Here is a 21,145-nt window from a genome sequence, read left to right on the forward strand (position 1 = left end):
ATAACGCCATGCTTGCTTCTCACGACAGATTTCCCTATTCGCCCATCGTCGATCGCCCGCAGTTCGACTGGCCCGGCGGCAAGCGCCTCGCGGTGCATCTGTGCCTGAACCTGGAGCACTTCGCCTACAACACCGGCGGCGGCATCTCCTATTCCCCCGGCATCCCGCACCCCAATACCTACAACTGGGGCTGGCGCGAGTACGGCAACCGGGTTGGCGTGTGGCGCATCATCGCGCTGTGCGACAAGCTTGGCATCCCGCTGTCGGTGCTGCTCAACGCCGAATGCTATGCGCATTGCCCTCAGGTGATCGACGCGCTGCGCAAGCGCGGCGACGAGATCCTGGGCCATGGCCGCACCAACTCGGAGCAGCAGAACAACTTCTCCGAAGCCGAGGAGCGCGAGCTGATCCGCGAGGTGACCGAAGCCATCGCCCACCACGAGGGCAAGCCGCCCGCGGGCTGGCTCAGCCCCGGCGTCAATCCCAGCAACGTCACGCCCGACCTGCTGCAAGAGGCCGGCTACCGCTACATCCTCGACTGGCCGATGGATGACCAGCCGGTGTGGATCAGCACGCGCGGCGGGCGCCTGCTCAGCATCCCCTACCCGCACGAGGTCAACGATATCCCCGCCATCGCGCTGCACGACGCCACCGCGAGCGAGTTCGCCGACATCATCATCGACAACTTCGACGAGATGCTGGAGCAAAGCGTGGAGCAGCCGCTCGTCTATGGCATCTCCATCCACGCCTTCCTGGTCGGCCAGCCCTACCGGCTGCGGCAGTTCCGCCGGGCGATGGAGCACATCCTGCGCCATCGCGACCAGATCTGGCTGACCACCACGGGCGCCATCGCGCAGCACTACATCGGCCTGCCGGCGCAAGACGCCTGAGCCGAACCAAACAACAAGTTCATCAAACAGGAGATCACACAATGTCATTCGACAAAGAACTGCGGGTCGGCATCGCCGGGCTCGGCGCGGTCGGCAAGAAGCTCGTCAAGCAACTCGATGCCGGCGTCTTCGGCCTGCGGCTGACTGCGGTAGCGGTGCGCGACAAGGAAAAGGCGGCGCAAGCGCTGCAAGGCCTGCGCAACGAGGTGGCCATCGTCGGGCTCGGCGAGCTGGCCGGCCTGGCGGACGTGGTGATCGAATGCGCGCCGGCGGAACTCGTCGGCGAGATCGCCGAGCCGGTGCTGCGCGCGGGCAAGACCATGATCGTGCTCAGCTGCGGGGCGCTGCTTGACCGCATGGACCTGGTGGACCTGGCACGCGAGCACGGCGGCCAGATCATCGTGCCGACCGGCGCGTTGCTGGGCCTGGATGCGGTGACGGCAGCATCGGAGGGCGTCATCCACTCCGTGCGCATGATCACGCGCAAGCCGGTGCGTGGCCTGGTTGGGGCGCCGTTCCTGGTGGAGAACAACATCAACATCGACGACGTGACGGCGCCGATCCAGATCTTCTCCGGCACCGCCCGCGAGGCCGCCAAGGGCTTCCCCGCCAACCTCAACGTGGTGGTTGCGCTGGCGCTGGCCGGCGTCGGCCCGGACAAGACCCACCTGGAAATCTGGGCGGACCCGGCGCTGACCCGCAACACCCACGAGATCGTGGTGGATTCCGATGCCGCGTCGTTCTCCATGAGCATCCAGAACATTCCCACGGAAAACCCCAAGACCGGCCGCATCACGGCGCAGAGCGTGCTGGCCGTACTGCGCAAGCTGCGCAGCCCGCTGCGCGTGGGCACCTGAAAACCATCAAGGAGCAACAACATGGATCTAGGCATCAAGGGGCGCGTCGCGCTGGTCATGTCGGCGGGCGGCGGCCTCGGCTCGGCCATTGCGCTGGCGCTCGCGGCCGAAGGCGCCGTGGTTGCCGTATCGGACCAGAACCCGGAGGCACTGGACGATACGGTGGCCCGCATCCGCGCAGCCGGTGGGCAGGCTTTCGGCGTGCGCGCCGATCTTGCCGACCTGGCCAGCGTGACGGCCATGGTGGAGCAGGTCAGGAGCACGCTGGGCGACCCGGACATCCTGGTCAACAACTCGGGCGGCCCCCCCCCTTCCACGGCCGCGCAAGTCGCACCGGAGCAGTGGCGCAAGCAGTTCGAATCGATGGTGCTGTCGCTGATGCATCTCACGGACCTGCTGCTGCCGGCCATGAAGCGCAAGGGCTGGGGCCGCATCATCACCAGCACCTCGTCCGGCGTGGTCGCGCCCATTCCCAACCTGGGCATGTCCAACACGTTGCGCATGGCGTTGCTGGGCTGGTCGAAGACGCTGGCCAACGAGGTGGCCGCCGACGGCATCTGCGTCAACGTGGTGCTGCCCGGGCGCATCGCCACGGACCGCATCCGCGCGCTGGACGAAGCCCGCGCCAGGCGCGAGGGCAAGACCTATGAAGACATCGTGGCAGCCAGCACCGGGACGATTCCAGCCCGGCGCTACGGCCGGCCCGAGGAGTACGGCGACGTGGTGGCGTTCCTGGCCAGCGAGCGCGCCGCCTTTGTCACCGGCTCCGTCGTGCGCGTCGACGGCGGCATGATCCCGAGCATCTGATCACCTATCTCCCGAGGAAGCACAGCATGGAAACCACCCACGTAGCCCGCAGCGCCACCGAGCGCGAGACGATCCGCCAGCGATTCCTGCTGGTCGACACCTCCAACGTTGCCGACGTGCTCGACACGCTCGGCCTGTTCGACCAGGGCCTCTCGTCCGCCTTTACGCCGTTCCCCGCCAATGGCGGCAAGCTGGCCGGCTGGGCCTACACCATCCGCGGCCAGATGTCGCCGTACGCGCTCGGCGGCGACCCGGACAAGATGAAGGCGTGCGCGGGCGTGTCCGGCGGCGACGTCACGGTCTGGAGCGGCGACGGCGAAGGCGTCTGCTACTTCGGCGAGCTGATCGCCATTGGCATGAAGGAGCGCGGCTGCGTCGGCTCGCTGATCGATGGCGGCATTCGCGATATCCGGTGGATCGCCGAGCAAGCTTTCCCGGTATTCGCGCGCTACCGCACGCCGGTGCAGTCGATTGCCCGCTGGAAGGTCAACGGATGGCAGGTGCCGGTGAGCATCCGTGGCGCCACCTCGCAATGGGTGCAGGTGCGCCCGGGCGACTTCGTGCTGGGCGACGAAGACGGCGTGCTGGTGATCCCGCACGAAGTGGTCGACACCGTGCTGATCGAGGCGGAGCGCCTGACCGAGCAGGAGCGCAGCATCCGCGTGGAACTGCAGCAGGGGCTCAGCCTGGCCGATGCGCTGGCCAAGTACGGGCATGTCTGAGCGGGAGACATTGGCAGCACCGGCAGCACTGGCAGCCCTGACAGCGCAGGTGATGCAGCGCGCGGCGGATCTCGGGCTGCGGCTGGATGGCGGCCGCTGTGGCGAGATTGCGGCTGCGGCCGCGCCGGTGCTGCAAGCCGTCCGTGCCTTGCCGGCGTGCGACGCGGAACTCGCAGCGCAGCCACGGCCGTACACGCACTGGCTGCGGCAGTGCGCCACCGTGCGCTAGGAGGACGATGACCGACCCCACTCTCCTGAGCGTCGCCGAGTTGCGCATGGCGCTGTCCCACCGGCGCCTGTCACCCTCCGCGCTGGTGCAAGCCTGCCTGCGGCGGGCCGCGGCGGCGCACACCGCCACGCATTGCTTTACCGCGCTGGACGACGCAGGCGCGCTCGCCCACGCCATCCGGCTGGAGACGCACAGCGCGGCCGGCGCGGCCCAGCCCCCCCTCTGGGGCATCCCGTTCGCACACAAGGACGTGCTGTCCGACCCCGCCCGGCCGCCGCGCGCAGGCTCCTTGTTCGACGACCTGATCGACGATCCGGCGGCGGCCCGAAGGCCGGCGGCCGTGCTTGAAGCCCTGCACCTGTCCGGCGCGATCGGCCTGGGCGCCACCGCGCTCGACGAGCTCAGCTACGGCGCCACCGGCCTGAACGATCACTACGGCCACTGCCGCAACCCGTGGGATCCACGCTACATCACCGGCGGCTCGTCGGGTGGCGCGGCGGCGGCGGTCGCGGCGCGCGCGGTGCCGTTCGCCATCGCGGCGGATACCGGTGGCTCGATCCGCATTCCGGCGTCGATGTGCGGCGTGGTCGGCCTGAAACCCACCTGGGGCCGCCTCTGCACGCGCGGCGCGGTCCCGCTGTCGCCGTCGCAGGACACGCTCGGCATCATCGCCCGGACCGCCAGGGATTGCGCGGCGGTGCTCGACGCGCTGGATCCAACGGCCGCGCGGGTCAACACGTTCGATCGCATCGGCGACCTCCGCAGTCCGCTGGCGGGCCTGCGCATCGGCATTGCCCGGCACCCGTTCTTCGAGGTAACGCATGACGACGGCGCCTCGGTGATTGCCCGCGCCTTGCTAGCGTTCGAGTCGCTGGGCGCCAGCTTGCATGAGCAGACCGTGCCCGGCGTCGAGGCCTGCGATACCGCGGCCACCGTGGTGACGTGGCGCGAAGCGATAGCGCTCCACGGCGAGCGCCTGCGCAACCACGCGGATCGCCTGGCCCGTGCCACGCGGCTGCGGCTGGAGACGGCGCTGGCGGCCGGCCCCGACGATTACGCGCGCGCCCTGGCCTACCGGCCGCTGGCGCTGCGGCGCTTTGTCGATCACGTCTTCTCGGCATGCGATGTGCTGGTGGCGCCCAGCGTTGCGGTGCCAACGCCGCGGATCGCCTCCGTGGCGCAAGACGCCGCGCAAGCGGTGCGCGTAACAACCTCGCTATTGCGCGCCAACCGCTGCATCAGCTATCTCGGCCTGCCTGCCGTGTCGCTGCCAGTGGGATTCACGCCCGACGGCCTTCCCGTGGGCTTGCAGCTGATCGGCAGGCCTTGGGCCGAAGGTACCCTGCTTGACGCCTGCGCCGCATTCCAGCAAGCCACCATCTGGCACCGTATCGAACCCGTGCTCAATGGCACGAAGGTGGCCGGCATCGCGGCGGAGCCGGACAACGGGTAAGCATCTGAAATGGCAGGCCGGCGCGATGGTAGACTCGGCACAGCCTCAACCCGCGCGGGCCACCTCTATAATCCGCGCTCCCGGCCAACCATCGCAGATATCTCGCCTCATGCTCAAGGAAACAGCGGAAGCCCGCCCGACACGCCGGTACGTGGAAAAACGCGAGGCGATCCTCGATGCCGCTGCCCGGCTGTTCAACCGCAAGGGCTTGCGCGGCGCCACGCTCTCGGACGTGGCGCAGGAAGTCGGCCTGAGCACCAACAGCATCACCTACTACTACCGCAAGAAGGAAGACCTTGTGGTGGCGTGCCTGATGCGCACCATCGATGAAATCGCGGGCATCGCCGACGCCACGGCCAGCGAGCCGCTGCCGCAGGCCAGGGTGCGCCGCTTCATCGCGCTTTTCTTCCAGCGGCTGGCCAGGACGGCAACCGGCGAGCGCCCCGAGCTGATGAGCTTTCGCGAGATCCGCTCGCTGCCCGACACCCACGCGGACGTCGCCTTCGCGGCCTACACGGACATGTTCCGGCGCATCCGCAAGGTGCTGCGCAGCGACACACCCAAGGACCCGGCGCAACGCAGCGCCCTGAGCGCGGCGGCGCACTTGCTGCTGTCGCTGACCAGCGGCGCGATGACATGGGTGGAGCGCTATGAGCCAGAGGACTATCCGAAGGTGGCGGATACCGTCGTGGATATCCTGCTCAACGGCTTTGCGTCACCGTCATCGCGATGGGACAGCGCCCCGGCCGGGACGCCGCCGATCTCCAAAGCCGAAACCACGCAGGAAGCCTTCCTGCGCGCCGCCACGGAACTGCTCAATGAACTGGGCTATCGGGGCGCTTCCGCCGATCGCATCTCCGCGCGGCTGAATCTCACCAAGGGGGCCTTCTATCACCACAACGAAAACAAGGACGACCTGATCTCCGCCTGCTTCGACCGCATGTTCGCGGTGATCCGCGATGCGCAGTCGAAGGTGGAGGACGGCCCGGGCACCGGCTGGGACAAGCTGTGCGCGATCGCGCGCGCGCTGGTCAGCTATCAGTTTTCCAGCCAGGGGCCGTTGCTGCGGCTGACTATCTACGGCGCGCTGCCCGAGGAGATGCGCAAGGAGAAGATGCTGACGATGAACCGGCTGTCGGCGCGGTTTGCGCGGTTCCTGGTGCAAGGGATGCAGGACGGGTCGATCCGGGCGCTGGATCAGTCGATTGCTTCGTTGCAGGTAAATGGGATGATCAATGCCGCAGTGGAGTTGCGGCGGTGGGTGCCGGATGCATCCGGGGAAAACGCGGCGGATTTGTTTATCCGGCCTTTGTTCCTGGGGATATTTTCAGGGCAGTGAGCGCGAGGGTGCGCCTGGATGCGCTTCGATGCACCAAGGCCTGGCTCCTCGCTTCCCGTGTCATCCCTCAAGGTCCTCCAGATGGCAAGCCACCATCTGCCCACCTCCCCGTTCCCTCAGCACCGGATCCTCCACCCTGCAGCGCTGCGTTGCCTGCGCGCAGCGCGGGTGAAAGCGGCAGCCGGATGGCGGGTTCAGCGGACTTGGCACTTCGCCCTTGAGCACGATGCGCTGGCGCCTTTCCTCGGCTTCGACGCTCGCCACCGGCACGGCGGACAGCAGCGCCTTGGTGTAGGGATGCCGGGGATTCGCATATAGCGCGTCCCGGCTGGCGATTTCCACGATGCGGCCGAGGTACATCACGGCGATGCGGTCGCTGATGTGGCGCACCACGGCCAGGTCGTGCGCAATGAAGATATAGGTCAGCCCGAGCCGCCGCTGCAGTTCCATGAACACATTGACCACCTGCGCCTGGATCGATACATCCAGCGCGGAGACGGGTTCATCGCAAACGATCAGGCTGGGTTCGACCGCCAGCGCGCGGGCAATGCCGATGCGCTGGCGCTGGCCGCCGGAGAACTCGTGCGGGTAGCGGTCCGCCATATAAGGCAGCAGGCCGACCATCTGCAGCAGCTCGGCGATGCGGGCGCGATAGTGCTCGCGGTCGTTGGCCATGCCGTGCACTTCGAGCGGCTCGCCGATGATGTCGCAGACCTTCATGCGCGGGTTCAGCGAGCCGAACGGATCCTGGTAGACCATCTGCACGCTGCGGCGGAAGTTCTTCTCCTGCGCCTTGCTGAAGGTGGCGAAGTCGTCGCCGTCGAAGGCGATCCGTCCGCCGCTGGCGGCCAGCATCTTGATGATGGCGAGGCCGGTCGTGGACTTGCCGCAGCCGCTTTCGCCGACCAGGCCCAGTGTCTCGCCGCGCCTGAGGGTGAACGATACGCCGTCCACCGCCTTGACCGAGCCCACCTGCCGCTTGATGAAGACGCCCTGGGTCACGGGAAAATGCACCTTGAGGTCCTCGACGCGCAGGATCTCGTCGCCGATCTTGCCGTGCTGGCGCGCAGCGGGCACTGCCCGTGCTTCAGTGGTGGTCATGGTCATGGAGGAAACATGCCTTGAAGTGATTCGGCCGCACGGCACGCAGCGCGGGGCGCGACAGGCCGCATTGATCGGTGGCGAGCTTGCACCGCGGCATGAAAGCGCACCCTGGCGGCAGCGCGGTAAGGTCGGGCGGCTGGCCGTCGATGGGCACCAGCGGCTGGCGGGTATCGCCGTCGATACGCGGCACCGAGGCCATCAGCCCGCGCGTGTACGGGTGCGCGGGATGGCCGTAGAGCTCGCGCGCCGTGGCGGTCTCGACCATGCGGCCGCCGTACATCACGGCCACGCGATCGGCATAGCGGGCCACCACGCCCAGGTCGTGCGTGATGAGGACCAGTGCCGTACCGGACTGGCTGGCCAGGTCCTTGAGCAGGTCAAGGATCTGCGCTTGCACCGTGACGTCGAGCGCGGTGGTGGGTTCGTCCGCGATGATCAGCTGCGGCTTGCAGGCCAGCGCCATGGCGATCATGGCGCGCTGGCGCATGCCGCCCGAGAACTGGTGCGGATAGGCGCCCAGCCGGCTCTGCGGCTCGGGGATCTGCACCTTGCCAAGCAGCTCGCCGGCGATGCCCAGGGCGGTCTTCCAGGGCATGCCCTGGTGCAGGTTGATCGGCTCGGCGATCTGCTTGCCCACGGTGAGCGCCGGGTTCATCGACGACATCGGCTCCTGGAAGATCATCGCGATCCGGTTGCCGCGGATCGCACGCATTTTTGCCGGGCTGAGCTTGAGCAGGTCCTGCCCGTCAAAAAGGATCTCGCCCGATTCGATGCGGCCCGCCGGGCTGGGAATCAAGCCCAGGATGGATAGCGCGGTGACGCTTTTCCCCGAGCCGGACTCGCCGACGATGGCCAGCGTCTCGCCGGGGGCGACATCGAACGAGACCTGGTCCACCGCCGTGACCACGCCCCGGTCGGTGCGAAAGCGCGTGGTCAGCTGGTTCACCTGCAGGATGGGCTGCGTCATGCGGGCCTCCTTGAAAGGGACGGGCGTGGGACAGGTGTGGACAAGCATGGAGCAAAGTTGGAGCAAGGTGGGAGCAAGGAAATCAGAACCCCATCTTCTTCTTCATGTCCTGGTCGACCCACATCCGCGCGTAGATCGGGCCGGGACGGACCGCGCCCGCGCGCAGCTCGGCGTTGTAGTTCTTCACCCAAGGCCACCATGCGGTGTACACGTAAGGGGTCGGCAACCAGATATACGGCGCATCGGCAAGCACATCGCGCGTCAGCGAGCGCAAGGCCTCTTGCCGGCGGCCGAGGTCACGCATCTGGAAGGCTTCGTTCACGCGCTGCTCGTACTTGGCGTCGCCCCACTGCGCGGCGTTCCAGACCTGGCCCTTCACGAAGCTCTTGCGGATCGTGGTGGTCGGGTTGGTATGGCCGTTGCTCATCAGGTAACCGGGCGCATTGGTCTTGGTGGTCATGGCCGACAGGAACGCGCCGTACTCCATCGGCTGGATCTCGATGCGCACGCCAACCTGCTCCAGGTAGGCGCCGATCAGCGGCAGCAGCTCCAGGTGCTCCGGCTGGCAGGCGCATACCTGCACCTTGAAGGTGAAGCCCTTCGCGTAGCCCGCCTCGGCCAGCAGCTTGCGCGCCTTGTCCGGGTTGTAGGAGAACAACTCCTTCACCGAGTCCGGCATGGCGCTCAGCGGCTCGAAGTAGCCGGTGTAATCCGGATGCTGCGGGTAGGCGAACAGTTCGGCATTGCCGCCATAGAACTGCTTGACGATCTCCTGCTTGTTGACCGCCATGTTCAGCGCGCGCCGCACGCGCAGGTCGTTGAACGGCTTGGTATCGACGCGCAGCGCCACGTACTGGCCGTTGGTCGACAGCCAGCGCGACCACTTGAGCGCCGGCGCATTCTTCTTGAGCTCATCGACCGCGGTCCAGCGGACAGACTCGAGCACATCCAGCTTGCCAGTGCGCAGCATGGTGTTGCGGGTGGACTCGTCCTTGACCGTGCGCAGCACGACCTTGTCGACGAAGGGCAGCTTGTAGTCCTTGCCGGCGATCTTGTCGCTATCCCAGTATTGCTCGTTCTTCGTGTAAGTGCTGGCTGTGCCCTGGACGAAGTTGCTCAGCAGGAACGGCCCGCTGCCGTTCACATTCTTCCAGTTGCCGGCCCCGGCCGCCGCCACTTCCTTGGGCATTATGCCTGAGTAGTAGCCCCAGCCGAAGCGGTAATCCCATTCGGCGTTGAACTCCTTGAAGCGGAAGACCACGGTGTACTTGTCCGTTGCCTCCACCTTGTTGAGGTGGTCGTAATACGTGGGGATCTTCTTGGCGCTGGTGTTCTGGCGGTTGTAGCTGAAGACCACGTCGTCGGCCACCAGTTCGCGCTCTTCCATCACGCCCGCCTTGGCGGGGAACTTCACGCCCTTGCGCAGCTTGACTTCGAGCGTCAGCGGGTCGACCCACTTCCAGCTCTCGGCCAGCTCGCCGCGAATTGCATCCTCCGGCAGCCACGCATCGGCCTGGAACGGATACTTGCCGCCATTGCGCCGGGCCTTGGAAAGGTCGGCGACAAAGAGCTGTTCGTAGACCTGGCCGGTGTCGTAGTTCTGCTTCCAGTTCCAGTCGGCCAGGTCCCACGACAGGGCGGAGATGGTGGGATACATGGAGCCGATCTCGAGATTGCCGCCGTACTTCGGCGCCTCGGCCTGCGCGCAGGCCGCGCCGGTGGCAAGCGCCAGCACCACGCCCGCCACCACTGAAGATATTGTCCGGTTCAAGCCGCGTCCCTCCATCGTCATCCTCCGTTGTTGGTTATCGCGACCCGCGCATGCGCGGGTCGAGCAGGTCACGTAGTGCGTCGCCGTAGACGTTGATGGCATAGACGACAACGGTGAGGCAGATGCCGGGGGCCAAGGCCAGCCAGGGCCCCTGGAACATGAAGGTGCGGCCGTTGCCCGAGAGCATGCCGCCCCAGGTCGGCGCGGGCGGCGGCACGCCCAGCCCGAGGAAGGACAGGCCGGATTCGGCCAGGATCGCGGTGCCCACGCGCGTGGTGAACAGCACGATGATGGGCGGCAGCACATTGGGCAGGATATGGCGCCAGAGAATGCGGCCGGTGGAAGCACCCATGGACTGCGCGGCATGCACATACATGTTCTCGCGCACCGAGACCACCGCGCTGCGGATGATGCGCGAGCCGCCCACGCCCAGCAGCAGGCCCAGCGTGCCGATGATCTGCCAGCTGCCCGGGCCAAGCACGGACACCACCACGATCAGGATCACCAGGTCGGGAAAGCTCATCCACGCATCCACCATGCGCTGCACGATCAGGTCGAACTTGCCGCCCAGGTAGCCGGTCAGGATGCCGATCAGCACCGAGATGGCGGTAGCCAGCGTGGCGGCCGACAGCCCGATGATGACCGAAAGCTGCGCGCCGTACAGGCAGCGCGAGAGCATGTCGCGCCCGAGGTTGTCGGTGCCGAAGGGGTGCGCCCACGACGGCGGCTGCAGCCGCTTCATCATGCTGATCTCGTTGACGCCATACGGCGCCAGCCAGTCGGCAAAGACGCCGCAGAACAGGAAGATCATGCAAATCACCGCGCCGGCGGCGCCCAGCGGCTTCTCGCGGAACAGGCGGCCCGCGAGTGCGAAGGCTGACCCGAGCCGGCCCGGGCCAGACGTGGGGGGCACGGCAGGAACGGCCTGCGCCGTCTTGAGCGCCGGGGCGTTTGCGATTGGACGTGCCATCAGCGATGCCTCACTTTCGGGTCGAACAGCCCGTAGCTCAGGTCCACGAGCAGGTTGATGAGCATGACAGCCACCCCGACCACCAGGAACACGCCGGTGATCACGGGATAGTCCCGCTGGTTCACGGCGTCCAGCAGGAGCAGCCCCATGCCCGGCAGCGCGAAGATCTGCTCGATCACCACGGCCCCGCCGATCAGCAGCGGCGCTTGCAGGCCGATCAGCGTCACCACCGGGATCAGCGCGTTGCGCAGCGCATGGCGCAGGATCACCAGGCGCTCGTTCAAGCCCTTGGCCCAGGCCGTGCGGATGTAGTCCTGGCGCAGCACCTCCAGCATCATGGTGCGCGTCATGCGCATGGTGATGGCCGACAGTGCCATGCCAAGGATGATGGCGGGCACCAGCATGTTGCTGATGTGCTGGAGCGGGTCCTCCAGGAAGGGAACGTAGCGCACCTCGGGCGACCAGCCCCACCACACCGAAGGAAACACCATGACCATCGTGCCCATCCAGAAGCTGGGCACCGCCAGCATCAGGATGGAAAACGAACGCGCCACGTAGTCGGCCGCGGTGTCTTGCCGAATCGCCGAGAGCACGCCCACGGGCAGCGCAACCGACAGCGCCACGAACAAGGCAAGCGCGCCCAGCGAGAAGGTGGCGGGCATGCGCGCCAGCACCATCTTCAGCACCGGCTCACCCTGCCACAGCGACTGGCCGAGATCCCCGTGCAACACGATGTTGCCGATCCAGTGGACGTACTGGAACCACATCGGCTGGTCCAGGCCCAGCGCGCGGATCAGGTCCTCGCGGCTCTTGGTGTCGGCGCTGATGTCGTTCTGGCTCAGCATCAGGTCGACCACATCGCCCGGCACCATGCGCACGATCACAAAGACGATCAGGCTGGCGAACAGCAGCGTGGGCAGCAGCGCCAGCAGGCGGCGCAGGATGTAGGCACTCATGGCGCGCCCGCTTCCGTGACGCCAGTCCGGGCCATGCCGTATGCCCTTAAAAAGGATACCGTGGATACGATAAAGAATGCCGCCCCGAGCATGCCGTCTCCTGTTCGGTGCTTCGCGTGGTCGCCAAACACACCAGACAATCATCGCTTAACACGTAAATAAAGCGATATCTGATGCGATCAAGGAATGTATCCCTGGGAGTCTTCCACCGAGCTGCTGTTTGTGCAGATAGCCCATTCAGCATACCCAGAGTTCTAATTCATGACAACCGAAGTGACCCTTGAATGTCTAGTGGATTTACCTAGGTCGGCGCCGCCGTGGCGGGCCGCTTGTGCGGCGCAAACGCGCGCCGGGAAACGCGAGGGCGAGCGCAGGCGCCACGCCTGCGCGTGGACGGCCTGCAAACACGGTTGAAGATGGTGCGTTGCGGCGCTCAGTAGCCGCGCAAGGTCGCCCAGCGCTGGGCGTGGAAGTTGGTGTCGCCGAGCAGGATCTGCGCGGCGCAGGCGCGCTTCATGTAGAAGCCGATTTCGAACTCGTCGGTCATGCCAATGCCGCCGTGCATCTGCACGGCCTCCTGCACCGCGAGCATCGCCGTGGACCCGGCGCGGGCTTTGGCCACGGAGACCAGCGCGATTGGCTGTGCCGGGCCGTCGTCTAGCAGTTGCTGGCTGCGCAGCACCGCCGCGCGCGTGATCTCGATCTCGCTGAACAGATGGGCAGCGCGATGCTGCAGGGCCTGGAACTCGCCGATGATCTTGCCGAACTGCTTGCGCTCTTTCAGGTATTGCAGCGTGCGCGCGAAGGCTTCGTCGGCAATACCGACCAGCTCGGACGCCAGCGCCACGCGGGCGATATCGAGCGCGTGCTCAAGCATGGCCGCGCCGCTACCGGCCTCGCCCAGCACCGCGTCCGCCGGCACGCGCACATCCCGGAACTGCACGCGCGCGGCATTGCGGGCATCCGCCATCACGGTGCGCTCCACGGTAATGCCATCGGCGCCGCGCGGCACCAGGAAGAGCGTGACGCCGTCACGGTCGCTGGTGTTGCCGCTGGTGCGGCCCACCACGATCAGCGTATCGGCGATATGTCCGTCGATGACGAAGACCTTGGCGCCATTGAGCACGAACCCGCCGTCCTGCCGCACGGCGGCGAGCGCCTGGCGCTCCGGGCGGTGCGCCGCGCCCTCGTCGATCGCCAGCGCGGTCAGGTGCTTGCCAGCCGCCATGGCGGGCAGGAAATGCGCCTTCTGCGCTGCGCTGCCGCCGCGGGAAATCAACGAAGCGCCCAGCAAGGCGGTGGAGAAAAACGGCGTGGGGGCCAGCGTGCGGCCAAGCGCCTCCATCAGGACGCCCGCCTCCACCACGCCGAGCTCGCTGCCACCATACTGCTCGGGGATCAGCACGCCGGCAAAGCCCAGTTCGGCAAACTCCCGCCAGAGGGCGGGCGAGAAGCCCGTGTCGTCCCGCGTGTCGCGCAGCTTGCGCAGCATCGGGATGGGTGCGCTTTCGCGCAGGAATGCCAGGGCGCTGTCCCGCAGCATCTCCTGGGTCTGATTCAATACGATTGCCATAGTCGGTCCCTGAGCATTCAAGCGTGGAGTTGGGGCGGTCAGACGCCGGGCAGGCCGAGCAGGCGCTTGGCAACAATATTGAGCTGCACTTCGCTCGTGCCGCCCTCGATCGAGTTGGCCTTGCTGCGCAGCCAGCCGCGCGCGGTGGCACCGTCGTTGCTGCGCTCGCTCTCCCACTCCAGGGCCTCGCTGCCCCCAATGGACATCAGCAGCTCATAGCGCCGCTTGTTCAGCTCCGACCCGTAGTACTTGAGCACCGACGAGAACGCGGCGATGCCCTCGCCCTGCCGGGCCAGGTCCAGCGCGCGCTCCCCCGCCAGGGCGAATGCCGCTTCATCGATCTCGAAGGTGGCGATCTGCGCGCGCAGCATGGGCGCGTCGACTTCACCGCGCTCGTTCTGGCCGAGCGTGTCGCGCGCCAGCTTGCCCATCGGCGGGCGCTGGCCGCGGCCGCCGATGCCGCTGATCATCTCGCGCTCATGGGTCAGCAGGTACTTGGCGATGGCCCAGCCGCCGTTTTGCTCGCCCACCAGGTTGGCGCGCGGCACCACTACATCGTCAAAGAAGGTCTCGCAGAACGGCGACTTGCCGGAAATCAGCACGATGGGCCGCGCCGTCACGCCCGGCGTTTCCATGTCGAACAGCAAGAAGCTGATGCCGGTGYGCTTCTGTGCCGAAAAGTCGGTACGCACCAGGCAGAAGATCCAGTCCGCCTTGTCGGCGTACGAGGTCCACACCTTCTGGCCGTTGACGACAAAGTGATCGTCGCGCTCGTCCGCGCGCGTTTGCAGCGAGGCCAGGTCCGACCCGGCATTGGGCTCCGAATATCCCTGGCACCAGCGGATCTCGCCGCGGGCGATCCTGGGCAGATGCTCGCGCTTCTGCGCCTCCGAGCCAAACCGGAGCAAGGCCGGGCCAAGCATCCAGATGCCGAAGCTTTGCAACGGCACGCGGCAGCCAAGCGCTTGCATTTCCTGGCGCAGCACCTTGGCCTGCTCGCGGGAGAGGCCGCCGCCGCCATACTCGCGCGGCCACTCCGGCACCGTCCAGCCCTTCCCCCCCATGCGCGCGAGCCAGAGGCGCTGCGCCTCGGACTGGAAGCGGAACTTGCGCCCGCCCCAGCAGATGTCGTCTTCGTTGCGCACGGGCTGCCGCATTTCGGGCGGGCATTGCGCCTCCAGCCAGGCACGCACCTCCTGCCGGAAGGTTTCCAGGTCATCCACGCTTGTCTCCTGTTTTTATGGCTTGTCTTTTTTTGGTTTGGATTCGTTATATAAGCCCGACCCCGCAACGTCAATACTCCGTTTCCTAAAATGGAACCATGGCATGACCAAACATCCCATCATTACGGACAATCATGCATTTTCCACCAATGTGATAGCATTCCCGGGAACATACCGTAACCACTAAACCGGCAAGCACACCAAGCCGGTCGGCGCCCGTGGGGCGCAACCAGGAGACAATGTGGAGGCCAAAGCCAGCAGCGCGCCGCGCTGTGCCATCCCTGCCTTTCCGGGAGCCCGGGCGCCGGACCGCTCGCGCACCGTCAGCGCCGACGGCATCCGCATCGCCGTCCATGAGTGGGGCGCGATCGACGCCACGCCGGTCCTGCTGGTGCATGGCGCCATGGATTTCGCGCGGACCTTCGATGTCTTCGCGCCGCTGCTGGCCGATGCCGGCTACCGCGTGGTGTCTTACGACCAGCGTGGCCACGGCGACTCCGAGCATGCCGACCTGTACAGCTGGGTCGCGGACGAGCGGGACCTGCTGGCGGTGGCCGACTCGGTCACGCGCGAGCCGCTGATCGCAATCGGCCATAGCAAGGGCGGCTCGCTGCTGGTGCATGCGATCCAGGCGCTGCCGCACCGGTTCACCCGCTTTGTCGCCATCGATGGCCTGCCCTTTCGCAATCCGCACGCGGACAGCGCCGTGCGCGACAAGAAATCGATGACCGCGCCCATCATCACGCACTGGCTCGATACGCGCCGGCAAAGCCCGGGCCTCGCACGCAAGCCCGGCACCCTTGAGGAACTCGCCCGGCGGCGCGCCCGCATGAACCCGCGGCTGGCCCATGCGTGGCTGTGCTACCTGGCCGCGCTCGGCGCGCGGCAGGATGCGCACGGCTGGCGCTGGAAGCTCGACCCGGTGATCGGCTCCTCCGGCTTTGGCCCCATGCGCGCGCGCTGGATGACCGACCGCCTGCCGGGCTTTCCCATTCCCATGCTGGCCATCTTCGGCACGGAGCGCGAGCCGATGGGCTGGGATGCCACCGCGGCCGACCTGGCACCGTACTTCCCGCCCTCGACCCAGGTACAGGTGATGGCCGACACCGGGCACTTCATCCATATCGAGCGACCGCGAGAGACCGCGGAACGCATCCTGCCCTTCCTCCGTTCATGACCCTCTACCTGCGCCACAATCGCCTGCGCCTTGCCCTGCATCCGCTCAAGACCGGCAGCGGGCCCGCGCTGCTGTTGCTGCACGGGCTGGGCGAGCGATCGCCGGACACATTGCCGGCGGAGTACGCCGGCTGGCCCGGCACGGTGCACGCGCTGGATTTCACCGGGCACGGGCTCTCGGACATTCCGCGCGGCGGTGGCTACAGCTGCGAGTTCCTGATGGCGGACGCGGATATCGCACTGGCGCACCTGGGCCCGTCAACCGTGGCGGGGCGCGGGCTGGGCGGCTATATCGCCTTGCTGCTGGCCGGCGCGCGCCCGGAGCAGGTGCGCGGCGCCATCCTGCGCGACGGCCCCGGCCTGGCCGGTGGCGGCACCGCCGCACGCAATCCGTATATTCCGGTGGTGGATACCACGCGCACCGGCCCGCCCGACCCGTACGCCATCGCCGACCTGGCAACTGACGTGCGCCCGCCGAGCTACGCGGCCAACTACGCGATGCTGGCCGCGCAGCACGCCGACACGCCGCAGCCGATCTCCGTGTGCACGCGCGAGCGCCCGGACTGGCTGAAAGCGGTGACAGAGCTGCTCTCGCTGGAGAAGGCCGAGCTGGACCAGGCGCTGCAACATTACGCGGCGCAAGCGGCGATGCGTGGAGACGCTCAGGCATGAAAGCGGAACTCGCCACGCAAGCCGCCCGTGGCACGAATGCCGGACATGGCGATGCGCACGCACTGGCCGAGGACAGCTTCCGCGCCCACGTACAGCAGCACCTGCCACGCAACGCGCGCGCCTACCTGGTCCACGGCATGCTGGGCATGACCGGCTTCCGGCTGGTGACCGCCCCCACCTTCGTGCCGGCCTATATCTACCTGCTGTCCGGCTCCAAGCTGGTGGTGGGGTGCGTGCTTGGCGCGCAGTACGCCGGCATGGCGATGTCCTCCATCTGGGGCGCCACGCAGATCGAGCATCGCCAGCGCGTGATGCCGCTGATCTACCTGGTGGGCTGGCTGGTGCGCCTGCAGATCCTCGGCCTGGGCTTGTCCGCCTTCCTGCTCTCGGGCGACGGCGCGCTGGCCGCCGCCGCCGGGTTCCTGCTGCTGTTCGGCCTGTTCAACGGCGTGCAGAACGTCACCTTCAACTACCTCACGTCCAAGATCATTCCGCTGGAGCGGCGGGGTGCGTTGAGCGCGTTCCGCAATTTCCTCGGCGGGCTGATCGCGGCGGCGGTGGCCTATCTGGGCGGCCGTTTCCTGGTTGGCGGCAATGTGTTCGGCAATGGCTACGCCACCACCTTCCTCGCCGCCTTCGTCCTTACCAGCCTGGGCATCTCCGCGCTGACCCGCATGCGCGAGCCGGTGCTGCACGATGTACGCGTGCAATCGGGCTTTCGCCAGCGCCTGCGCGAAGTGCCGGCGCTGCTGCGCGCGGACAAGCACTACGTGCGCTTCTTCGTGGCCCGCGCGCTGGTGGCGTTCAGCATGATGGCCGTGCCGTTCTATGCCATCTATGTCGGTAGCCATCTGCCGCTCTCGGGTGCCACGCTGGGCTACCTGAGCATTGCCTACCTGCTGGCGCAGACCACCAGCAACCTGATCTGGGGCCGCCTGGCCGACCGCCACGGCTATCGGCTGGTGTTCCTGTGCAGCATCGGGCTGTGGGTGCTGTCCACCGCCGCGCTGCTGCTTTGCGATGGCCTGGGCGCGTTCCTGCTGGTGTTCTGCGGGCTGGGCGCCAGCTTTGGCGGCTACTTCCTGTCCGCGGACAACTTTGCGCTGGAGTTCGGCAACCGGCGCGATCGCCCGATGCTGCTGGCGGTGTCCGACACTGCGACCTACACGATGATGGCGTGCGGGCCGATCCTCGGCGGCATGCTGGCGCAGGGGGTGCGCTTCTCGCTGGTGTTCGTCGCGGCCATGGTGGTCATGAGCATCGCCTTTGTGCTCGCCCTGCGGGTGGAGGAGCCGCGCCGCCGCCCGCGGCCGCAGCGCGAGGGCAACGCGTAGCGCCAACATCGGGATCATCGGGATCAACAGGATCAGGGATCAACAGGAGACAGGATGACATTCAGGACCTATCCGGAATTCAGCACGCACTACCCGCTTGTGCTCACCACGATCATGAAGCGCCCAGTGCGGATGTATCCCAACGAGATCGGCGTCGTCTACCGCAACCACGCCACCGGCGAGTATTTCCGCTTTACCTGGATGCAGTGGTACCGGCGCGTGGCCCAGCTGGCCAACGGCCTGCGCGGCGAGCTCAAGGTGCAAGCCGGCATGCCTGGCGAACCTGGCGAGCGCATCGCCACGATGGCGCTCAACACCCACCGCCACCTGGAGCTGTACTACGGCGTGACAGGCATTGGCGCCACGTTGCACCCGATCAATGTCCGCCTGTCCCCGCAGCACATCGTCTACACCATCCGGCACGCGCAGGACAAGATCCTGTTTGTCGACGACACCCTGATGCCCTTGCTGGAGGGCATCTACGACCAGATCAAGGATGTGGTCGAGCTGGTGGTCTATATGTCGGACAAGCCGGGGCTGCCGCAGACCCGCATCCCCAACATCATCGAGTACGAAACGCTGATCGCCCGCCAGGCCGAGACCATCGAGTGGCCCGCCCTGCACGAGGACGTGAACGCCACGTTGTGCTACACCACCGGCACCACGGGCCAGCCGAAGGGCGCCACCTTCACGCATCGCCAGCTCTACCTGCTGACGATCCACATGATGGCACAGCTCGCCATCGGCAACACGCCGGACCACGATATCGCCGATGGCCTGGGCACGCGGCTGGGCGAAGGCGCGGTGCCGCTGCTGAATACGCCGATGTTCCACATCCACGGCTGGGGGCAGCCTTTCGTCGCGGTCTATAGCGCGCAGAAGATCGTGCTGCACGGGACCTTTACCGTACAGGGCTTCTGCGAGCTGGTGGAGCGCGAGAAGGTGACGTCGGTGGGCATCGTGGCGACCATCGCGGCCATGCTGCTCGAATACCCGGACCTGAAGAAGTACGACCTCAGCAGCCTGGTGCGCGTCAGCGTGGGCGGCGGCGCGCTGCCGCTCGGGCTCAAGCGCAAGCTGGAAGCCCTGATCCCCACCTTCCGCATGAGTTCGGGCTACGGCATGACCGAGACCGCGCCCACCATCGTTGGCTCGTTCATCAAGAAGACCATGGTCCACCTGGAGCGGGACGAGACCGATGCGGTGCTGGTCAAATCCGGCCTGCCGATTCTTGGCGTGGAGGTGGAGGTCATCGACGACAAAGGCAAGCCGGTGCCTCAGGACGACCACACGGTCGGCGAGATCGTGGTGCGCGCGCCCTGGGCAACCGGTCAGTACTACCGCAACCCCGAGAAAAGCGCGGAGTTGTGGCAAGACGGCTGGCTGCACACCGGCGACATCGCCAAGGTGGATGCCGAGGGCTATATCACCATCGCCGACCGCATGAAGGACGTGATCCGCAGCGGCGCGGAAATGGTGCCCACGGTACTGCTGGAGAACCTGATCGCGATGGCCGATTTCGTGCACGAGGCGACAGTGGTCGGCGTGCCCGATCCGGTATGGGGCGAGAAGCCCTTGGCGCTGGTCAGCGTGCGCAACGGCTTTGAGGCCAGCGAGGACAGCGTCATCGATTTCCTGAAGGTGCACGGCGTCGAGACCGGCAAGATCACCAGGTGGATGCTGCCCAAGCTCGTCGCCATCACGCGGGACATCCCCAAGACCAGCGTAGGCAAGTACAACAAAAAGCAGATCCGCGATGACCTGGAGACATTCCTGGCCATCGCCAAGGACGTTTCGCACCGCCACGGTTAGGCATTCACTCAAAACACTGCAGGAGACTTCCCATGCGTGAAGCAGTTATCGTATCCACCGCACGTACGCCGATCGGCAAGGCCCATCGCGGCGCCTTCAACAACACGCAGGCGCAGGAACTCGGCGCCCACGCCATCTCGCACGCCGTGCAGCGTGCCGGCATCGACCCGGCGGAGATCGCAGACGTGATCCTGGGCTGCGCGGTGCAGCAAGGCTCCACGGGTGGCAACGTCGCGCGCCAGGCGCTGCTGCGCGCCGGGCTGCCCGTCACGGTGTCGGGCATGTCGATGGACCGCCAGTGCGCCTCCGGCCTGATGGCGATCGCCRCGGCCGCCAAGCAGATCATCGTCGACGGCATGCAGGTTGCCGTGGGCGGCGGGCTGGAGTCGATCTCGCTGGTCCAGAACGACAAGATCAACCGCTACCGCGCGCAGGATCCGCAGCTGGTGCGCACGCTGCCGCAGATCTACATGACGATGCTGGAGACCGCCGAGATCGTGGCGCAGCGCTATGGCGTGAGCCGCGAAGCCCAGGACGCGTACTCGCTGCAATCGCAGCAGCGCACGGCCGCCGCGCAGCAAGCCGGCCGCTTCGACGCGGAAATCGTGCCAATCACCACCACCATGCTGGTCACCGACAAGGCCAGCGGCGCCGTGAGCGAGAAGCAGGTCACGCTGGACAAGGATGAGGGCAACCGCCCCAGCACCACGCTGGCCGACCTGCAGGCCCTCAAACCGGTCTTCAAGAACGGGCAACGCGTGGCCGAGGGCAGCTTCATCACCGCCGGCAATGCCTCGCAACTGTCCGATGGCGCCTCCGCCATGGTGTTGATGGAAGCCAAGGAAGCCGAACGCCGCGGCCTGCAGCCGCTGGGCGCGTACCGCGGCATGGCCGTTGCCGGCTGCGATCCGGACGAGATGGGCATTGGCCCGGTGTTCGCCATTCCCAAGCTGCTCAAGCAGCATGGCTTGTCGATGCGCGACATCGGCATCTGGGAACTGAACGAGGCGTTCGCCAGCCAGGTCCTGCATATCCGCGATACGCTCGGCATTCCGAACGAGCGCCTGAACGTCTCCGGTGGAGCGATCTCCATTGGCCATCCGTACGGCATGTCCGGCGCGCGCATGAGCGGCCACCTGCTGCTGGAAGGCAAGCGCCGTGGCGCCAGGTTCGGCGTGGTGACGATGTGCATCGGCGGCGGCATGGGGGCGGCCGGGCTGTTCGAGATTTTCTGAGCCGGGCGCCAGCCCTCGCATCAAGCCGCCTGAACCGACACACCGACACACCCAC

General features: G+C 66.8%; 19 protein-coding genes. 12 read left to right on the top strand and 7 right to left on the bottom strand.

The genetic code is table 11. The features are described 5' to 3' along the window. The first annotated feature begins 8 nt into the window (after nt 1–8). From AC1DQR_RS07455 to AC1DQR_RS07485, 7 genes are all read left to right on the top strand, one after another. Nucleotides 9–890, top strand: coding sequence for a polysaccharide deacetylase family protein (locus AC1DQR_RS07455; RefSeq protein ID WP_477132816.1), 882 nt, complete (start codon nt 9–11; stop codon nt 888–890). A gap of 41 nt (nt 891–931) precedes the next feature. After that, nucleotides 932–1,747, top strand: coding sequence for an aspartate dehydrogenase (locus AC1DQR_RS07460; RefSeq protein ID WP_416051601.1), 816 nt, complete (start codon nt 932–934; stop codon nt 1,745–1,747). A gap of 21 nt (nt 1,748–1,768) precedes the next feature. Then, a complete protein-coding gene (locus AC1DQR_RS07465) occupies nt 1,769–2,554 on the top strand; it encodes an SDR family oxidoreductase (protein WP_416051600.1) in 786 nt (261 codons plus the stop codon). A gap of 26 nt (nt 2,555–2,580) precedes the next feature. After that, nucleotides 2,581–3,276: an RraA family protein gene (locus AC1DQR_RS07470; RefSeq protein WP_416051599.1), complete on the top strand. Its 696-nt coding sequence runs from the start codon at nt 2,581–2,583 to the stop codon at nt 3,274–3,276. Further along, on the top strand, nt 3,269–3,505 hold the full coding sequence (locus AC1DQR_RS07475) for a hypothetical protein (RefSeq protein WP_416051598.1): 237 nt from the start codon (nt 3,269–3,271) through the stop codon (nt 3,503–3,505). Before AC1DQR_RS07470 ends, AC1DQR_RS07475 begins: the two co-directional genes overlap by 8 nt. Nucleotides 3,506–3,512: 7 nt before the next feature. Next, entirely contained in the window at nt 3,513–4,958 is a 1,446-nt protein-coding gene (locus tag AC1DQR_RS07480; RefSeq protein WP_477132817.1) for an amidase, read from the top strand. A 109-nt stretch (nt 4,959–5,067) separates the two neighbouring features. Continuing rightward, nucleotides 5,068–6,297 carry a TetR/AcrR family transcriptional regulator gene (locus AC1DQR_RS07485; protein WP_416051596.1) on the top strand — a complete coding sequence of 410 codons (1,230 nt, stop codon included), beginning with the start codon at nt 5,068–5,070 and terminating at the stop codon, nt 6,295–6,297. A 60-nt stretch (nt 6,298–6,357) separates the two neighbouring features. Here the strand turns inward: AC1DQR_RS07485 and AC1DQR_RS07490 are convergent, their stop codons facing one another. From AC1DQR_RS07490 to AC1DQR_RS07520, 7 genes are all read right to left on the bottom strand, one after another. Further along, a complete protein-coding gene (locus AC1DQR_RS07490) occupies nt 6,358–7,398 on the bottom strand; it encodes an ABC transporter ATP-binding protein (protein ID WP_416053358.1) in 1,041 nt (346 codons plus the stop codon). Then, nucleotides 7,385–8,368: an ABC transporter ATP-binding protein gene (locus tag AC1DQR_RS07495; RefSeq protein WP_309405275.1), complete on the bottom strand. Its 984-nt coding sequence runs from the start codon at nt 8,366–8,368 to the stop codon at nt 7,385–7,387. Before AC1DQR_RS07495 ends, AC1DQR_RS07490 begins: the two co-directional genes overlap by 14 nt. Before the next feature lie 82 nt (nt 8,369–8,450). Beyond that, entirely contained in the window at nt 8,451–10,160 is a 1,710-nt protein-coding gene (locus tag AC1DQR_RS07500) for an ABC transporter substrate-binding protein (RefSeq protein WP_416051595.1), read from the bottom strand. Between the two features lie 13 nt (nt 10,161–10,173). After that, complete coding sequence (locus AC1DQR_RS07505; RefSeq protein WP_416051594.1) at nt 10,174–11,109, bottom strand: ABC transporter permease; 936 nt, start codon at nt 11,107–11,109, stop codon at nt 10,174–10,176. Further along, a complete protein-coding gene (locus AC1DQR_RS07510) occupies nt 11,109–12,065 on the bottom strand; it encodes an ABC transporter permease (RefSeq protein ID WP_416051593.1) in 957 nt (318 codons plus the stop codon). The genes AC1DQR_RS07505 and AC1DQR_RS07510 overlap by 1 nt, the downstream gene beginning before the upstream one ends. Nucleotides 12,066–12,498: 433 nt before the next feature. After that, on the bottom strand, nt 12,499–13,626 hold the full coding sequence (locus tag AC1DQR_RS07515; protein ID WP_416051592.1) for an acyl-CoA dehydrogenase family protein: 1,128 nt from the start codon (nt 13,624–13,626) through the stop codon (nt 12,499–12,501). 50 nt (nt 13,627–13,676) lie between these two features. Beyond that, on the bottom strand, nt 13,677–14,861 hold the full coding sequence (locus AC1DQR_RS07520; RefSeq protein ID WP_477132818.1) for an acyl-CoA dehydrogenase family protein: 1,185 nt from the start codon (nt 14,859–14,861) through the stop codon (nt 13,677–13,679). A gap of 241 nt (nt 14,862–15,102) precedes the next feature. On the opposite strand from AC1DQR_RS07520, the gene AC1DQR_RS07525 reads away from it, so the two are divergent. From AC1DQR_RS07525 to AC1DQR_RS07545, 5 genes are read left to right on the top strand one after another with little or no spacing between them, the layout of a single operon-like run. Beyond that, nucleotides 15,103–16,038 (top strand): alpha/beta fold hydrolase, encoded by a 936-nt coding sequence (locus AC1DQR_RS07525; protein WP_416051590.1) that lies wholly within the window; start codon nt 15,103–15,105, stop codon nt 16,036–16,038. Next, nucleotides 16,035–16,709 (top strand): alpha/beta fold hydrolase, encoded by a 675-nt coding sequence (locus AC1DQR_RS07530; RefSeq protein ID WP_416051589.1) that lies wholly within the window; start codon nt 16,035–16,037, stop codon nt 16,707–16,709. Before AC1DQR_RS07525 ends, AC1DQR_RS07530 begins: the two co-directional genes overlap by 4 nt. Then, nucleotides 16,706–18,043, top strand: coding sequence for an MFS transporter (locus tag AC1DQR_RS07535; RefSeq protein ID WP_416051588.1), 1,338 nt, complete (start codon nt 16,706–16,708; stop codon nt 18,041–18,043). The genes AC1DQR_RS07530 and AC1DQR_RS07535 overlap by 4 nt, the downstream gene beginning before the upstream one ends. Before the next feature lie 54 nt (nt 18,044–18,097). Then, nucleotides 18,098–19,855, top strand: a complete 1,758-nt coding sequence (locus tag AC1DQR_RS07540; protein ID WP_416051587.1) for a long-chain-fatty-acid--CoA ligase — start codon at nt 18,098–18,100, stop codon at nt 19,853–19,855. Between the two features lie 32 nt (nt 19,856–19,887). Further along, complete coding sequence (locus tag AC1DQR_RS07545) at nt 19,888–21,090, top strand: acetyl-CoA C-acyltransferase (RefSeq protein WP_477132819.1); 1,203 nt, start codon at nt 19,888–19,890, stop codon at nt 21,088–21,090. Nucleotides 21,091–21,145: the final 55 nt, after the last annotated feature.

This window comes from Cupriavidus sp. 05L411, from assembly GCF_056398045.1.

Excerpts from the sequence above, each read along its gene's own strand:
- AC1DQR_RS07490 (WP_416053358.1), bottom strand. The coding sequence starts at position 7,398 with ATGACCACCACTGAAGCACGGGCAGTGCCCGCTGCGCGCCAGCACGGC.
- AC1DQR_RS07485 (WP_416051596.1), top strand. The coding sequence starts at position 5,068 with ATGCTCAAGGAAACAGCGGAAGCCCGCCCGACACGCCGGTACGTGGAA.
- AC1DQR_RS07495 (WP_309405275.1), bottom strand. The coding sequence starts at position 8,368 with ATGACGCAGCCCATCCTGCAGGTGAACCAGCTGACCACGCGCTTTCGC.
- AC1DQR_RS07530 (WP_416051589.1), top strand. The coding sequence starts at position 16,035 with ATGACCCTCTACCTGCGCCACAATCGCCTGCGCCTTGCCCTGCATCCG.
- AC1DQR_RS07480 (WP_477132817.1), top strand. The coding sequence starts at position 3,513 with ATGACCGACCCCACTCTCCTGAGCGTCGCCGAGTTGCGCATGGCGCTG.
- AC1DQR_RS07500 (WP_416051595.1), bottom strand. The coding sequence starts at position 10,160 with ATGACGATGGAGGGACGCGGCTTGAACCGGACAATATCTTCAGTGGTG.
- AC1DQR_RS07470 (WP_416051599.1), top strand. The coding sequence starts at position 2,581 with ATGGAAACCACCCACGTAGCCCGCAGCGCCACCGAGCGCGAGACGATC.
- AC1DQR_RS07455 (WP_477132816.1), top strand. The coding sequence starts at position 9 with ATGCTTGCTTCTCACGACAGATTTCCCTATTCGCCCATCGTCGATCGC.
- AC1DQR_RS07505 (WP_416051594.1), bottom strand. The coding sequence starts at position 11,109 with ATGGCACGTCCAATCGCAAACGCCCCGGCGCTCAAGACGGCGCAGGCC.
- AC1DQR_RS07535 (WP_416051588.1), top strand. The coding sequence starts at position 16,706 with ATGAAAGCGGAACTCGCCACGCAAGCCGCCCGTGGCACGAATGCCGGA.
- AC1DQR_RS07540 (WP_416051587.1), top strand. The coding sequence starts at position 18,098 with ATGACATTCAGGACCTATCCGGAATTCAGCACGCACTACCCGCTTGTG.
- AC1DQR_RS07475 (WP_416051598.1), top strand. The coding sequence starts at position 3,269 with ATGTCTGAGCGGGAGACATTGGCAGCACCGGCAGCACTGGCAGCCCTG.
- AC1DQR_RS07510 (WP_416051593.1), bottom strand. The coding sequence starts at position 12,065 with ATGAGTGCCTACATCCTGCGCCGCCTGCTGGCGCTGCTGCCCACGCTG.
- AC1DQR_RS07465 (WP_416051600.1), top strand. The coding sequence starts at position 1,769 with ATGGATCTAGGCATCAAGGGGCGCGTCGCGCTGGTCATGTCGGCGGGC.
- AC1DQR_RS07460 (WP_416051601.1), top strand. The coding sequence starts at position 932 with ATGTCATTCGACAAAGAACTGCGGGTCGGCATCGCCGGGCTCGGCGCG.